Source organism: Gilliamella sp. ESL0443, assembly GCF_019469165.1.
GTDB lineage: Bacteria > Pseudomonadota > Gammaproteobacteria > Enterobacterales > Orbaceae > Gilliamella > Gilliamella apicola_E.
This window is the reverse complement of the sequence record NZ_CP048263.1, coordinates 2167131-2184048: the sequence shown is the minus strand read 5'-3', so window position 1 is coordinate 2184048 and position 16918 is coordinate 2167131. Positions and strand designations below refer to the sequence as shown.

The window sequence follows — 16918 nt, the reverse complement described above, 5'->3', positions numbered from 1 at the left end:
TTGAAACTACTTTTTAATTGGTTAATTTTGCACTGATCTGTTTCGCAGTGCAAACATCTTGTGCAATTTGTTGTTTTAAATCGGTTAGCGAATCAAATTTTTTCTCGTCGCGTAACTTATGAACGAATATAACGTCTAAATATTGTCCATAAATATCACCTGAAAAGTCAAATAGATTAACCTCTAAAATAGCCTTTTTGCCTTCAATGGTTGGTCTTATACCGATATTGGCAATGCCATGATAATGCTGATTACTACAACAGTTTTTGACTTTTACAAAATAGACGCCTTGTAAAGCGGGTTTTTTTCGATTTAAATGAATATTGGCTGTCGGAAATCCTAATTGTCTGGCTAACGCATTGCCATGAACCACTTTCCCTTCAATGGCATAATTACGGCCTAAAAGGCAATGAGCCAATTTAAAATCACTATTAAATAACGCCTCACGAACAGCCGTACTGCTGATCCTTAAATCATTCCAAACAAACGTGGGCATACTCTCAACTACAAATTGATTGTTATGAGTATATTGTTGTAAAAGATTAATATCACCTTTACGCTCACGACCAAATCGGAAATCATCACCAATAACAATATATTTAGCTTGTAATTTGTTTATCAACCAATCTTGAATAAAATCTGGGGCTAACATATTGGCAAAGGTTTGGGTAAATGGCACCGCAATAATATAGTCGATACCCAATTTTTTAATTAATTCCACTTTTTCTTTAAAAGACGTTAACCTAGCGGGAGCATTTTGTTTGCAAAAAAACTCTAAAGGTTGAGGCTCAAATAACATAACCACTGTTGGTAAGTTTAATTTTTTACTTTGTTTTATTAAATGGTTAATTAATTGTTGGTGTCCTAAATGCACGCCATCAAAGTTGCCCAATGTAAGTACACATTGAGTAAATTGATTGTTTAAATTATCAATACCGCGAATGATCTTCATGAAAGCGTGCTATTAATTGTGATGTTTTAACTAAAATAGCTGTGAATTATACCAATCTTTCTTAAAGATGCACGTAATATAAAGTTGATTTGTATTTGATTTTGGGATTTTGATGAATAATCAATTCCCATACGACTGTCACAAAAATCCACTGAATTTAGACTGGCGTGAATTTGGATTGTTACCAAAAAATCCGACAATAAGCCAGTTCTTTTGCCCGTTTTTTATATTCAGCTTGTTGCTCATTAGGAATAAAAAAACGGTTTTTTTCTATCTCTTCGCACTCTTTTACATCGCGTTTAATGTGCTCTGCTTCTTCTTTTGAAATTCGAAAGAAATGGGTATTAAATATACCGATTTTTGTATCATCATCCATAGTCACTTTGTTTTCTAAACCAAAATTTCTTTCTGATGGATAAGCCAGTCCGTCGAAATTGTCTTGTGATTTTGTGAGTTTTCGCATCGCAATGGTTTGACCATTACCATAAACGTAGTTTTCATTGATAAAGTAATTGTCTCCTTGTTTACTTATTTCAACAAGATTGGCGATCGACGCCGTATGTTTATAATCCGGACCACCTTCAACCCAAAAACCAATAAATTTATCATTATGATTAGATTCCTGTTCAGAACAGGCTGTAATAAACAGTATCATAAACATGAGTGATAAATATTTCATTCAATATCCTTTATTATTAATGATTTAATGCGCGTAAAAACTCTTGTCGGGTGCTTGGATTAGTTTTAAAACCTCCCCCTAATGCGGTCGTGGTAGTTAAACTATTGGAATCTTTAATACCTCGAGCTTTAACACAATAGTGAGTAGCATCAATTGAAACAGCAACATTAACTGTTCCTAATAGCGTCTGTAGTGCCACCAAAATTTGTTGGGTTAATCTTTCTTGCACTTGCGGGCGCTGGGAAAAGAATTCAACAATCCGATTGATTTTTGATAAACCAATCACTTTATCTTTTGGGATATAAGAAACGGTGGCTTTACCGTCAATGGTCACAAAATGGTGCTCACAAACACTGGTTAAAGTAATATCACGAACGGTAATCATTTCATCAACCTGCATTTTGTTTTCAATCAGGGTGATTTTGGGAAAGTTATGATAGTTAAGTCCGGAAAAGATCTCATCAACATACATTTTTGCAACGCGGTGCGGAGTTTCAGCAAGACTATCATCACTTAAATCGAGTTCCATAAGTTTCATGATTTCTCGAAAATGTGCTTCTATTTTTGCTTTCCTTTCGCTATTGTCCATAGGTAAACGACATGATGGGGTTTCAAGATTTTTAGCTGCTAGTGCTTTTTTGACCTCTTGTGCTGCAGGACTTAATTCTGTCATTTATTTGATACTCAGACGAAAATAGATATCAGTATTATATAATAGTGATATAGGGATATACAGTATTTTTAATTAATCAATTTGACTTAAAGATCGATGCGATCTCGAATATTTTTACACTATATTATCGGTACTCACAAGAATATTGTTACTAATTAGGTTATACTAATAATAACTGTATTAAATAACATTTGGGTAACTATTAATGCCAAATAATACGCCAATTATTTTGATTGATGGCTCTTCTTATCTTTATCGTGCTTTTTTTGCATGCCCTCCATTAACTAATTCCAAAGGTGAACCTACTGGGGCTATTTTTGGTGTGGTCAATATGATACGCAGTCTAATAAATCAATATGATCCAACTCATATTGCTGTCGTTTTTGATGCAAGTGGCGGATCTTTCCGTAATGAACTTTATAGCGAATATAAAGCTACTCGAGAAGAAATGCCAGAAAATTTACGACCTCAAATCGAACCAATTCATACTATTTTAAAAGCGATGGGATTACCACTGCTTTGTGTAGATGGTGTTGAGGCTGATGATGTGATAGGCACATTGGCTAGACAAGCGGAAAAAGAAAATCTTGAGGTACTAATCAGTACTGGTGACAAAGACATGGCACAATTAGTCAGTGATAAAATCACACTAATAAATACCATGAATAACACAATTCTTGACCCAGAAGGTGTTATGAAAAAATTTGGTGTTCCACCAGAAAAAATGATTGATTATTTAGCACTAAGAGGTGATACGTCTGATAATATTCCTGGTGTTCCGGGAATTGGTGAAAAAACGGCACTAAATTTATTAACGCATTTTGAAAGTTTAAATGATATTTATAGCCATTTGGATGAAATTCAAAAATTGCCTATTCGTGGTGCTAAATCATTGAAAAGTAAATTGGCTGATCATAAGAAAGAAGCTGACCTTTGTTATTTATTGGCGACAATTAAAACGGATGTTCCATTAGATTTTACGACGGAACAATTGCTTATAGGTGATATCGATGCAACTAAATTAGTTGAATTGTTTGCTTATTATGATTTCCACCGTTGGCAAAAAGAATTAATCACGGGTAACTTTTTAAATCAGCAAAGTCAAATTCATGTCGAAATTGAAGGGGGATTGTCCTCGATTGACCAAGAAGAGCTAGAGACTGAAGTACACGAAAAGGATTATCAATGTATTTTAACCGATACACAATTAGATGAATGGATTGCAAAATTAAATAGTTGCGAAGCCTTTGCATTTGATACGGAAACGGATAATATCGATCATTTCCATGCTAGACTTGTTGGGATATCGCTAAGTGTTACTCCACATCAAGCTGCTTATATTCCTCTAGCTCATCAATACCTTGGTGTTCCAGAGCAGTTACCGCTTAATCATGTATTGGCAAAATTAAAACCAATATTAGAGAATCCTCAAATCAAAAAAATCGTCCAAAATGCCAAATTTGACTACAGTGTATTGGCGAACTATGGCATTCAAGTGCAGGGTATTGCTTATGACACCATGTTAGAGTCCTATGTATTAAATAGCACTCAACGACATGACATGGATAGTATGGCAAAACGCTATTTGAAATATAAAACAATTACTTATGATGAATTAACTAAAGTTGGTAGAAAACAATCAAGTATTGATACTATTGATGTTGAAAAAACAACTCAATATGCAGCAGAAGATGCGGATATTACTCTTCAATTACATCAAAAATTATGGCCACAGCTAGAAAAAAATGAAAAACTGACTAAGTTATTTTCAGATATTGAAATGCCGCTAGCAATTATTTTAGCTGACATGGAAAGAACAGGGGTTCTTGTTGATGCTGAACAATTAAAAGCGTATTCAAAAGAACTTAGCAAAATATTAAAGGATACTGAAGAAGAGTTACAATTCCTTGCGGGTGAAAAATTTAATCCGGGTTCACCAAAACAAATTCAAGCAATTTTATTTGATAAACACCAATTACCCGTGCTCAAAAAAACGCCTAAAGGTGATCCTTCAACCAGTGAAGAAGTATTAAATGAATTAGCAAATACATATGTATTACCTCGTAAAATTTTATATTACCGAGGGTTAGCCAAATTAAAAAATACTTATACCGATAAACTACCGTTGATGATTAGCCCAATTGATCACCGAATTCATACCAATTATAACCAAATTGGTACTGTAACAGGACGATTATCATCAAACGACCCTAATTTACAAAATATTCCTGTTCGAACCGAGGAAGGTCGCCGTATTCGCCAAGCGTTTATTGCCCCAAAAGGTTATAAAATTATTTCAGCTGATTATTCGCAAATTGAGCTACGTATTATGGCGCATTTATCGCAGGATAAAAGTTTGCTAAATGCTTTTGCTCATGATAAAGACATTCATCGGGTGACAGCGAGTGAAATTCTAAGTAAACCAGAGCCAGAAGTTACCGCAGAAGAGCGAAGAAGAGCTAAAGCTGTAAATTTCGGATTAATTTATGGCATGAGTGCTTTTGGGTTATCTAAACAAATTAATATTCCTCGTAAAGAAGCAAAATTCTATATTGATCGTTATTTTGAACGTTATCCTGGTGTACAAGTATATATGGACAGAATTCGTCAACAAGCATCCGAGCAAGGCTACGTTGAAACCTTATCAGGAAGACGATTATATTTACCAAAAATTAGCTCGTCTAGAGTTAATGAAAAACGAGGTGCTGAGCGTGCTGCAATTAATGCGCCAATGCAAGGTACAGCAGCTGATATTATTAAAACAGCTATGATCAAGATGAGTGAATGGATTAAAACCCAGCCTAACGATAATATCAGAATGTTAATGCAAGTACACGATGAACTTGTATTTGAGGTTAAAGAAGAGCTTGTTAGTGAATATAGTAAATCTATTAAATCTATCATGGAAAATTGTTATCAACTCTCAGTACCATTAAAAGTGGATGTTGGTATTGGTAATAATTGGGATGAAGCTCATTAATAGCTTTTATAATTTATTTTTTTATACTCGATTTTATATTGAGTAACTACTTAAATTAGTTGCTAATTTTGTCTATTACTGACGGCTTGCTGAAACCTTTTGACGTGTTAAAATAAGCAACTAAATTGAATTGCCTTTCCTATCTATGGAAATCGGTTAAATAAAAAGAGCATAAGTGATAAATTGACATTTTAGGGCTCTTTATTAATAGGATTATTTCATGAAAATTAAAACCCGTTTTGCACCAAGCCCAACTGGCTACTTACATGTTGGTGGTGCACGTACTGCGCTTTATTCTTGGCTATATACCCGCCATGCGCATGGCGCCTTTGTATTGCGTATTGAAGATACCGACCTTGAACGTTCAACACCAGAAGCGATTGATGCGATTATGGAAGGTATGAATTGGTTAAAATTATCATGGGATGAGGGCCCATATTTCCAAACTAAACGTTTTGATCGTTATAATCAAGTTATTGACGAAATGTTAGCCAATAAAACGGCTTATCGTTGTTATTGCTCAAAAGAGCGCTTAGAAAAATTGCGCGAAGAGCAAATGGCGAAAGGTGAAAAAGCCCGATATGACGGTCATTGTCGTTGTGATGAAGTGCAAAAACAGCATTCACACACTGAGCCACATGTTGTCCGCTTTGCTAACCCGGTAGATGGCGTAGTTGTTTTCAATGATCTGATACGTGGTCCAATTGAAATTGCCAATAAAGAGCTTGATGATTTAATCATACGCCGTACTGATGGTTCTCCAACTTATAACTTTTGCGTCGTTGTTGATGATTGGGATATGGAAATTACCCATGTTATTCGTGGTGAAGATCATATTAATAATACGCCTCGCCAAATTAATATTTTAAAAGCACTAGGCGCACCATTACCTGAATATGGTCATGTATCAATGATTTTAGGTGACGATGGACAAAAACTCTCTAAACGTCATGGTGCAGTGAGTGTGATGCAATACCGTGATGATGGTTATCTGCCAGAAGCCTTACTTAACTATTTAGTTCGTCTAGGCTGGTCTCATGGCGATCAAGAGATATTTTCTGTACCAGAAATGATTGATTTCTTTTCATTAGATGCAGTAAGTAAATCTGCCAGTGCATTTAATACTGAAAAATTACTTTGGTTAAATCATCATTATATTAACCATTTAGATGCTGATTATGTTGCACAGCATTTAGTTTGGCATATGAATCAGCAAGGTTATGATTTAACACAAGGTCCTGATTTAATTACTATAGTGAAACTATTTGGTGAACGTTGTAAAACATTGAAAGAAATGGCTGAGTCATGTACTTATTGCTATCAAGATTTTGATGAGTTTGATGCTGATGCAGCTAAAAAAAATTTACGACCTGTTGCAAAAGAACCTTTAGAGCTAATCAAAGCTAAAATTGCAGCAATTTCAGATTTTGATTGGCAAATTGATAAAATTCATCATGCTATTGAGGCAACAGCCACCGAGCTTGAAGTCGGGATGGGTAAAGTAGGTATGCCACTTCGTGTTGCAGTGACGGGAATTGGGCAATCGCCTTCTGTTGACGTAACTGTTTATGCTGTTGGTAAAAAACGTACATTAGCAAGAATTGACAAGGCATTGGCTTATATTGCTAACAGAGAACAAGCATAATAATCGCCGATACTATTCGGCGATCCACTTGTTGAGAGTTTATTATGGCTCGCTTAAAAAAACGTTATTGGATTCCATCTCTTATATTACTCATAATAGTGATATTAAGCTTATATGGTTGGCGATATTGGTTATCATTCAAGGATGAACATAATCTTTCTATAGATTGGCAAGGTATTGATATCGGTCTCGGCGGATTATCTTTTGATGAACTAACTATTTCACAACAGCCACAATTATCGTTAAAAGCGAGCAATGTCAAACTGTCGTTGTCAACCTTTACGGCAAAAAGTATTGATATTTACTGGTCCGATTCAACTGATAAATCAGGCTTGCCAAAGGTGACAGATACACAAGAGCTCAATCAATCTTCTCCTAACTCTTCCACTGTATCGACTATCATTTATTGGCTTCCAAATAATATCAATGTCGACTCTTTAACATTTTATCAACAGAAAAAAGAGTTAGTTAACCTGAAGGTTCAGGCCACTAAAGAGCAAAATACAATACAACTTAATCTATCAAGTAATAATCAACACACATTAACTGCTAACCTTTCGTTTGATCAGTTAAATTCTTGCTTCGAAATCAAAGAGGGGGTCTTGACGACTTCCTTGAATCAATTTGGAATAGAAAAAGGTAATCTGACTTTACCATTTACAGGGGTTTTAACTAGCGATAAAGTTATTTTAAAGAGTTCAGACAACGCTTTATTTAATATTGAAAAAGCGAAATTTTCAGATGACTTAATTGTTAAACTATTAGTAGGGAAGCTGACCTTTGAAGTAACAATACCTATTTCGCTTGAATCGAAACAAATTAATGCAAAATCAACATTAACAATTAATAAATTTGATGGCATATTTAAAGCGACTGAATTTAAATCCGCAGTTGGCAACATCGATATTTCATTTAATAACAATCAATTTACTATTTCAACGCCCGCATTAACTATTCAACAAGTTAATATTGGTGTTAATTTCGAGAAGATTAGATTAGCAGGTAGTTATTCAGCATCGCTAAATGCTCCGAGTAAAGGGTTAGTGAAATGGACGAAAGCGCAAGCCGCTATTTTTTCTGGCTCAGTTTTTCTTGATCAGGGACAATTGAATTTAGCTAAATTACCCCAACAATTTAATTTAAGGCTAAAAAAGATACAATTGAAAGATATCTTGGCTAAATATCCTGCTGATGGTTTAGCTGGAGATGGGGCAATTGATGGCACGTTGCCAATAACATTATTACCGTCCAGTAAAAAAGGGACAGCTTTTAATGAAGTCGTCATAAAAAACGGCCAGTTAGTTACGGTTAATGAAGGATATTTACAGTTTGAAAATACAGCACTGAAAAATTATGCCCAAGCTAACCCGAATATGAAAATTCTCACTGATATAATCAAAAATTTTCATTATACTAAGTTGTCGGGTATGGTGAGTTATCAAAATGAAATTGCTAAATTAGGACTAAATATTCAAGGTAATAACCGTGATGTTGAAAATGGTAAAGCGGTGAATTTGAATATAAATCTTGAAGAGAATATTGCAAAACTATTAATAAGTTTACAACTTTCCGATCAAATTAACGAACCTATTCGCAAACGTATTGAAGCGTATTTAAAAAGGAAATCTTGATAGATAAGAGGTTATTCTATGATTAAAACTATTATTACAATTATAGTGTGTAGTGCTGTACTAATGGGTTGTACGCCAACGGTTAAAGTGCAAGCACCAAATGAACCAATTAATATCAATTTGAACGTTAAGATTGATCACGAAATTAATATCAAAGTGGACAAAGCGCTAGATAATATTATTAATAAATCAGGTTTATATTAATATTAATGAGTGCATAAACACGACTTTTATAGCAAAACATTTAAATTTCAACCGTTTTTACATATTTAATTCATCTTATATGATGTATTTAATAAGGAGTCTGTTATGAATATTTATAAAAAAGCAACAGTAGCATTATTATCAATCCTATTAGCTTTGCCTGTTTTTGCTTTAAATTTAGATCAAGCGATTAATTCACTACCTCAAGCAAAAGCTAATGGTCTAGTGGGAGAACAAACCGATGGTTATTTAGGCGTTGTAAAAAATGAAGGTAATGCAAGCGAAATTGCCCAATTAATTAATCAGGCTCGTAAACAAGAGTACCAAAAAGTATCAGCTGAAAGTAACGTGCCACTAGTTGAAGTTCAAAACAAAGCAGGAAGTAAAGCTCAAGAAAAAACGCCTGCTGGTCAATACATCAAACAGCAAGGGCAGTGGATAAAAAAATAAAAGCAATCTTTATTATAGGAAAAGTATAACGATATTGTACTTTAATTGTTAATCAATAATGTGTATCCTGTTATTTTTGTGATTTGCTTGCAATAATATTTAAAATAAATTTTATTAGTAAATAGTATCGCTATAGCGATTTTAAATGGAGAAATTCAATGTGTTCGATTTTAGGTATTCTTGATATTAAATCAGATCCGGAACAGCTACGAACAAAAGCATTAGAGCTATCAAGCCTGCAACGTCATCGTGGCCCTGATTGGTCTGGTATTTTTGCTTCTGATAAAGCGATTTTAGCTCATGAACGTCTATCAATTGTAGATGTTAATACTGGATCTCAACCGCTTTATAATAAAGATAAAACATTAGTTTTAGCGGTTAATGGCGAAATTTATAATCATCAAGAACTCCGAAATCAGTACAAAGATCGTTATGAATTCCAAACAGGCTCTGACTGTGAAGTGATCTTAGCTTTATATCAAGAAAAAGGTATACACTGTCTTGATGACTTACAAGGCATGTTTGCGTTTATTCTTTATGATATTAATAAAGGCACCTATTTTATTGGTCGTGATCATATCGGTATCATTCCGATGTATATGGGACATGATGAAAACGGCACTTTTTACGTTGCGTCTGAAATGAAAGCATTGGTTCCGGTTTGTAAAACGATTGAGGCTTTTCCTCCTGGAAGTTACTTATCAAGTACAGAAGGTGAAATTAAAACCTATTACAAACGTGATTGGATGGAATATGATAACGTCAAAGATAATAAGACAGATATCAATGAACTTCGTGTTGCACTAGAAGAGTCTGTAAAAAGTCATCTTATGTCAGATGTTCCTTATGGCGTTTTATTATCTGGTGGACTTGATTCTTCTGTTATTTCAGCAATTACTAAAAAGTTTTCTGCTCGTCGCGTTGAAGATCATGAAAAATCAGAAGCATGGTGGCCACAATTGCACTCATTCGCGGTTGGTTTAAAAGGTGCCCCAGATCTTAAGGCTGCACAAGCAGTTGCTGATCATCTAGGTACTGTTCACCACGAAATTAACTTCACCATTCAAGAAGGTATTGATGCAATCCGTGATGTTATTTATTTTATCGAAACGTATGATGTAACAACGATTCGTGCCTCAACCCCAATGTATTTAATGGCAAGAAAAATTAAAGCAATGGGTATCAAAATGGTCCTATCAGGTGAAGGTGCTGATGAAGTATTTGGTGGTTACCTCTATTTCCACAAAGCGCCAAATGCCAAAGAGTTTCATGAAGAAACTGTCCGAAAATTAGCCGCGTTACACATGTACGATTGTGCACGTGCTAATAAAGCAATGGCTGCATGGGGCGTTGAAGCGCGTGTACCTTTCTTGGATAAAAAATTCTTAGATGTGGCAATGCGTATTAATCCGAAAGATAAAATGTGTGGTAGTAACGGTAAAATGGAAAAACACATTGTTCGTGAAGCATTTGAATCTTACTTACCAGCATCAGTGGTATGGCGTCAAAAAGAACAATTCTCTGACGGTGTAGGCTACAGTTGGATCGATACCTTAAAAGAAATTGCTGAAAGCAAAATTACGGATCAACAGCTAGAAAATGCAAAATTCCGTTTCCCATACAATACGCCAACATCAAAAGAAGCGTATATGTATCGTGAGATTTTTGACGAATTATTCCCTGTTGAAAGTGCTGCACATTGTGTACCAGGTGGCCCAACCGTTGCTTGTTCAACTGCAAAAGCGATTGAATGGGATGAATCATTTAAAAATCTAAATGATCCGTCAGGCCGTGCAGCAGTTGGTGTACATAATGATGCTTATAAAAAATAGCAATCTTAAATTTTATAAAGGGCATGATTGCCCTTTTTTATTATGTCTTGAACTAGCTAATGCTACATTCCTAAAGCTATATTCTTAAAGCCCTCCAGCATTATTAGTATATTTTCTGATAGAAAATAATTATCCCCTTATCAAAGCTGATTTTTATAATATTTGTTAAATATGTGATCTAAATTCACTTTTTTTTAAATCATATTAATTATAATCAATGTTACCTGTCACATTTAAGTCAGAAAAAGGATGAATAACGTTCATTTTAAATAAAAAGCAGTGACGTTTATCATTCATTGATTAGGAGTATGGAGTGGATAATTATAAAATTGCGATAATTAACTCAAGTAGTTTTGGAAAGTATTTTCCAGATCATTTAAAACAATTAGAAAAAATTGGCGAAGTAAAGCATTTTACTTTTGATAATGACATACCAGGGAAGGAATTAGCAAAGGCTTTAGAAGGTTTTAATATTTTTATTGCTAGTGTTAGACCTTTTTTTAACAAAGATTTTTTTGATAATAAAAAAGACCCTTTGTTTTTAATTTCTCGTCATGGAATAGGTTTTAATAATGTTGATGTTGTTGCTGCAAGGGAACATGGAACAATTGTAACTATTGTACCCCCTCTAGTGGAGCGAGATGCTGTAGCCGAAAATGCAGTGACTAATTTACTTGCATTAATTAGGCAAACAGTTCAGTCACAAGCTGCAGTGAAATCAAATGATTGGAAAAAAAGAGCCTCTTTTTTGGGTATCAATGTTACGGGTAAAGTTGTTGGCGTTATTGGTTGTGGGAATATTGGAAGCCGTGTGGCAGAAATTTTTAAACACGGTTTTAATGCGCGCTTACTTGTTGTAGATCCAAACGTAAATAAGCAATGGGCTAATCAACATAATATTGAAATTGTTGATTTAGAGTATTTACTAAAACATGCGGATATCATTTCTCTAAATGCTTCATTAAATGAAACTAGTTATCATATCTTAAAAGATCACCAATTTTCTTTAATGAAAAAAGGCGTTTACATCACCAATACTGCTCGAGCTGAACTAATTGATGAAAATGCACTATTACATGCATTGAATGAGGGTATTGTTGCGGGTCATGCTACTGACGTAATGTATGTCGAGCCTTCATATAACGACAATCCTCTAGTTCAGCATCCAAAAGTTCTTGTTACTCCACATACATCAGCTTATGCCATTGAGTGTTTGCAGGGTATGGGTGAGAAATGTGTCCAAGATGTAGAGAAATTTGTCAATAAGCAAGAATTACAATCAATTGTTTCATAAAATTTTTAAAACATTATAAAAAAATCGAGGAGTTTATATATGCAAGAAATGCATGTAACGTTTCTTCAAGCAACCATTATTTCAATATGGGTTGCAATGGTAATGTCTCGGGGGCTGGGTGGAGCAACATTAACACTCAGATTCTCACCGATGATGACGGGGTTAATTGTTGGAATAGTCTTTAATGATATTTCAAACGCGATGATAATAACCGCAGCAATACAGTTAATTTATATGGGTGTGTTTTCTCCTGGCGGACAAATGCCATCAGAACCCGCAATTGCAACAGCTGTCGCTGTACCTGTCGCATTACTCGGCGATATGCAACCAGCAGCAGCGGTGGCGGTAGCCGTACCTGTTGGTTTGTTAGGATCGTATTTATACCAATTAAGATTTTTCCTCAATACAATGATTATGAAATTAACTGAACGATATGCTGACGAAGCTAACAGTTCGGGATTAACTTTATCAATTATTATCTTACCAATCATTTGTAGTGTCGCACTCTTTTTACCATTTATGTTTGTCGCACTCTATTTTGGTGCGCCAATAATTGCAGATATCATTAAATCTAATGCTGGTGGACTTGTTTTCCATATTCTTAATGTAATTGGTGGTGGTCTTGCAGCAGTAGGTATTGCTCTGACTATTTATGTTATCGGTAAGAAAAATTACATCATTTTCTTCTTATTAGCTTACTTCATGGCCGTAATTGCAAAACCACTGAATATCACAATGGTTACCTACGCAATTGTCGGCGCTATTGTTGCGTTTATCTTTGTCCTTGCAAAGAATGAAGCGGTTAATTCTGCGGCTGAGCAACCTAGAAGTAATTCAAATAATCAAGTAGATGATGACGATTATTAATCTTTAATTGATTAATAAATTAAAAAGAGGAATTTATAATGACTGAAATCGTACAAGAAAGTATTGATCTCAAACCAGAAGCAATAACTAAAAAAGATATCACTATTGCATGGTTACGTTGGTATTATGCAAATGAAATCCCACACTCATTTGACCGCTATCTAGCCGCTTCTTTAATGTGGGGATTGATGCCAATTCTCAAAAAATTATATAAATCAAAAAGTGAGCTTTCTGCCGCTTATCAAAGGCACTTATTGTTCTTTAACACTCAATTAACCTGGGGTGGGGGAACAATTTCAGGAATTATGGCGTCACTAGAAGCTGTAAGAGCAGATGAAGTTTATCAAAAGAAACCGATCAGCATTGATAACGACGTTCTCTATAATACAAAAGCTGGTTTAATGGGGGCTTTAGCCGGAATAGGTGACGCAATCGACTCTGGAACAGTGCAATATATCTTTATTGCAATTGCGCTTCCTTGGGCTCAAGAAGGCCTAGCAATTGGTGCTTTATTTCCTTTCATTGCATTTGTTATCTATCAACTTTTTGTTGGGTACTATTTTGCTCAGTTAGGATTCAAATTGGGTAGAAATGCAGCTACTGAAGTTGTTGGTAATAAAATGCAAATGGTCATTGAGGGCTTATCCATTCTAGGTCTATTCATGATGGGTATTTTAGCTGCCAACTACATAAAAGTATCATCAAGTTTGAAATTCAATTTATCCGGTAAAGAATTTGTCATCCAAGATACGTTGGATAAAATCCTACCGGGTGTATTGCCTCTTATGGTCGTGATGGGATTATATTTCTATTTTTCTAAGAAAGGGTTAAAAGTAACTCAAGCATTAGTTGGATTAACCATAATACTTGGTGTATTAGCAGCCATTGGAATTTTATAAAATTAAAAAAATATAGAGGTAAAATTATGGGAAAAGTAGTGTTAGCGCGTGTAGATAGCCGCCTTATTCATGGTCAAGTTGCAACTAATGTCTCTAAAGCAGCTGGAGCAAATGCGTTATTTGTAGCCGATGATTACTCAGCAAATGATGAATTTACTAAAAATATTATATTAGGTGCTGGGGCAAGTACAGGACACAAAATAAGAGTATTAAAAGAAGATGGCGCGGTAAGATATTGGAATGATCGCCAGTATGATGATTTTAATGTTATTTTGATAACAAAAAATATAGAAGTTATGTATAAAATCATTAAAGCGGGTGTGCCAATAACTAATCTTAACATTGGAGGTTTACCGCTAGTACCTGGAGCAACTTCAATAATTAAAGAAGTATCGATTAATAAAGAACAACTTGATTTACTAATCGATTTACAAAACAGCTTCCCTAATATGGATATCTATTTTCAAGCGACGCCTTCGTTGAAAAAAGTCACATTAAACGAAGCGATTAAGATGTTTGAATAATATAGGTATCGAAAATATGATAGGTGTTTTATTAGTTAGTCATGGCAAAATGGCTGAAGGGATTAAAGATAGTGTATCAATGATTGTTGGAGAACAAGATAAATTTGAATCACTATCACTCAATCCAGGACAAGATATTGAACAATTAAAAGATAATTTATTTGATTGTTCAAAATCTCTAGACTCAGGGCAAGGTGTCTTAATTTTTGTTGATTTATTGGGTGCCTCGCCTTATAACGCATCAATGCGATGTTTGCCAGAATGGGAAAAATTAGGTATGAATGTCCGCGTCATTACCGGTATGAACTTGCCAATGGTAATTAATGCTGTATGTAATAGAGATTCATTATCACTACTTGATTTGGCAAAAGAGTGTGTTGAAACTGGACATGAGAATATCCAAGAAGCGATTAGCAATATGGCTAATTTCTCCCAATCTCAAAATGAAGATGATTATTGATTAAACTAACATCTTCTATAGATAATATTATTTGATAATCATTATTTTAATATTATCTATTTGTTTCGCTGTTAGTGTGACTAATATCGCACTAACAGTTTTTCTAAATTAAAATAATTATTAAAAATGGATAAATTTAAAGACCTTGTACTAAGATACTGTGTCATTTTTGGCAAAAGATTTACGTCTAAAGAAAAAATCACTTTTTTAAGAGTGATATCTAAAGAACTTACTCAATTGGGCTATATAGTTGATGCTAAATTAGCAAAATTAAAGTTAGCAACAAGACGGTATGAAAATTATTACAACGCTTATATTGGTAATTTAGATCAAGCTGAATTAATCATTTGTACCTATTATGATACTGGTATTAAGAATTTTAATTTTAATAAAAAATATGCATTCACGCCTCACTTTAGTAAATTAGGCTATTTTATAAGTATTTCGCCAATTATTTTCTTATTCATCACCTCATTGGTATTAAATTACTGGGTGTTCATACCAAAAATTCAGTCGCAGGTTTTTTTTAGTATTCCCGGCGTATCGTCTATTGTTTCGACTATTTTATTATTTTTTATTATTTTGAAATACAAAAGTGGCATTCCGAATCAAAAGAATTTTGTTTGTAACTCTTCAAGTATTATTACAATTATCAATTTAATTAATAAATTAGATAAAAAAGAAAAGAAGAAAATTGCTTTTGTTTTATATGATGATGGTAATAATGGACAATATGGCCTAAAGATGCTGGAAAGCTATGCAAAACAATTGAAAAATAAAAAATTCATATTTATTGATAGCATTGGAAATGGTGATGAATTGATTTATTTAAAACCTGAAGAGTCAAACATTCATTTAGAAAATATTGTTTTTAAACAAGGAACAATGGATATCCAATTTCCAAATTACATTATGATGACATCGGGAACAATGGATAACAGTGGTAAAATTATGATAAATAACGCTTTTAGCTCAAAAGATAATAATTTATCTGAAGAAACAATAAATAAACATACCCAGTCTCTTTTAAATGTATGTAAGTCATTGATAAATTCAAATAAAAATTAAAAGCTAGATTTTTTATTTTCCTTTTCAAAAAAATCACATCTACCAATTTTGTTAGTAGATGTGATGTTCTTATCAATGCTGAGATTTTGCACCAACTGGTAAAATTGTACGTCCATATTGTTCATTAAGCACTTCAGCCATCGCTAAATAAATAGCACTGGCACCGCAAATAATACCCTCAAAACCGGCAATATGAATGATGTCATGGTTACCACAAATGTTACCAATTGCTAATAAAGCAAATAAAACAGTTAAACTTGCAAAAACAAATTGTAATACTCGATTACCTTTTAAAGTACCGATAAACATAAATGCGGTAAAAATTCCCCATAATGCTAGGAAGATACCCACAAAAGTTGCATCAGTTGGTGCTGTTGCTGGTGATGTCGGTAAATACCAAATACCAACAAGAGCGATCCAAAAGAAACCATATGAAGTAAACGCTGTAGTACCAAAAGTATTACCTTTACGAAATTCTAAAATTCCAGCGATCACCTGTGCCAGTCCTCCATAAAAAATACCCATTGACACAATGGCCGTCATGACAGGAAAAAAACCTGCGTTATGAATATTTAATAAAATTGTAGTCATACCAAAACCCATTAAGCCGAGAGGACCAGGGTTTGCTAATTTAGTTTGTTCCATAAAGATCCTATAAATTAATTCTCATAATAAAAAAGGCGGCAATAATAAGTGTAGAGAGGTCTATAATCAAGATTTAAGAAAAAATAATTTATTTTGCCCCTTGATATTAAAAATA

16 protein-coding genes are annotated in these 16918 nt (G+C 34.0%); 12 read left to right on the top strand and 4 right to left on the bottom strand.

The features are described 5' to 3' along the window. Positions 1-13: 13 nt before the first annotated feature. The 3 genes from ribF to folE form a co-directional block, all read right to left on the bottom strand. Positions 14-952, bottom strand: a complete 939-nt coding sequence (ribF, locus tag GYM76_RS09945) for a bifunctional riboflavin kinase/FAD synthetase (RefSeq protein WP_220225364.1) — start codon at positions 950-952, stop codon at positions 14-16. Positions 953-1133: 181 nt separating this feature from the next. Continuing rightward, the gene (locus GYM76_RS09940) at positions 1134-1631 is read right to left on the bottom strand and encodes a hypothetical protein (protein ID WP_220225363.1); all 498 of its coding nucleotides are present in this window, start codon (positions 1629-1631) and stop codon (positions 1134-1136) included. A gap of 16 nt (positions 1632-1647) precedes the next feature. Next, positions 1648-2304, bottom strand: coding sequence for a GTP cyclohydrolase I FolE (gene folE, locus GYM76_RS09935; protein WP_065733552.1), 657 nt, complete (start codon positions 2302-2304; stop codon positions 1648-1650). A gap of 205 nt (positions 2305-2509) precedes the next feature. Here folE and polA point away from each other — a divergent pair, with 205 nt between their 5' ends. From polA to GYM76_RS09875, 12 genes are all read left to right on the top strand, one after another. After that, positions 2510-5284, top strand: a complete 2775-nt coding sequence (gene polA / locus GYM76_RS09930) for a DNA polymerase I (RefSeq protein WP_220225362.1) — start codon at positions 2510-2512, stop codon at positions 5282-5284. A 220-nt stretch (positions 5285-5504) separates the two neighbouring features. Further along, positions 5505-6929: a glutamate--tRNA ligase gene (gltX, locus tag GYM76_RS09925; RefSeq protein WP_220225361.1), complete on the top strand. Its 1425-nt coding sequence runs from the start codon at positions 5505-5507 to the stop codon at positions 6927-6929. 44 nt (positions 6930-6973) lie between these two features. After that, on the top strand, positions 6974-8560 hold the full coding sequence (locus GYM76_RS09920) for a YdbH domain-containing protein (protein ID WP_220225360.1): 1587 nt from the start codon (positions 6974-6976) through the stop codon (positions 8558-8560). An 18-nt stretch (positions 8561-8578) separates the two neighbouring features. Continuing rightward, a complete protein-coding gene (locus GYM76_RS09915; RefSeq protein WP_065563820.1) occupies positions 8579-8764 on the top strand; it encodes a YnbE family lipoprotein in 186 nt (61 codons plus the stop codon). A gap of 105 nt (positions 8765-8869) precedes the next feature. After that, positions 8870-9214 (top strand): YdbL family protein, encoded by a 345-nt coding sequence (locus GYM76_RS09910; protein ID WP_220225359.1) that lies wholly within the window; start codon positions 8870-8872, stop codon positions 9212-9214. 158 nt (positions 9215-9372) lie between these two features. Continuing rightward, complete coding sequence (asnB, locus tag GYM76_RS09905) at positions 9373-11046, top strand: asparagine synthase B (RefSeq protein WP_065563818.1); 1674 nt, start codon at positions 9373-9375, stop codon at positions 11044-11046. 313 nt (positions 11047-11359) lie between these two features. Further along, positions 11360-12340 carry a D-isomer specific 2-hydroxyacid dehydrogenase family protein gene (locus GYM76_RS09900; RefSeq protein WP_220225358.1) on the top strand — a complete coding sequence of 327 codons (981 nt, stop codon included), beginning with the start codon at positions 11360-11362 and terminating at the stop codon, positions 12338-12340. Positions 12341-12388: 48 nt separating this feature from the next. Further along, positions 12389-13207 (top strand): PTS sugar transporter subunit IIC, encoded by an 819-nt coding sequence (locus tag GYM76_RS09895; protein WP_081303305.1) that lies wholly within the window; start codon positions 12389-12391, stop codon positions 13205-13207. A 38-nt stretch (positions 13208-13245) separates the two neighbouring features. After that, a complete protein-coding gene (locus tag GYM76_RS09890; protein WP_065563815.1) occupies positions 13246-14106 on the top strand; it encodes a PTS system mannose/fructose/sorbose family transporter subunit IID in 861 nt (286 codons plus the stop codon). Positions 14107-14132: 26 nt separating this feature from the next. Further along, a complete protein-coding gene (locus GYM76_RS09885) occupies positions 14133-14630 on the top strand; it encodes a PTS sugar transporter subunit IIB (RefSeq protein ID WP_065563814.1) in 498 nt (165 codons plus the stop codon). A 16-nt stretch (positions 14631-14646) separates the two neighbouring features. Beyond that, complete coding sequence (locus GYM76_RS09880; protein WP_065733560.1) at positions 14647-15090, top strand: PTS sugar transporter subunit IIA; 444 nt, start codon at positions 14647-14649, stop codon at positions 15088-15090. Between the two features lie 126 nt (positions 15091-15216). After that, on the top strand, positions 15217-16158 hold the full coding sequence (locus GYM76_RS09875; RefSeq protein WP_220225357.1) for a hypothetical protein: 942 nt from the start codon (positions 15217-15219) through the stop codon (positions 16156-16158). A gap of 72 nt (positions 16159-16230) precedes the next feature. On the opposite strand, the gene satP is transcribed toward GYM76_RS09875, so the two are convergent. After that, a complete protein-coding gene (gene satP, locus GYM76_RS09870) occupies positions 16231-16803 on the bottom strand; it encodes an acetate uptake transporter (protein ID WP_065733562.1) in 573 nt (190 codons plus the stop codon). Positions 16804-16918: the final 115 nt, after the last annotated feature.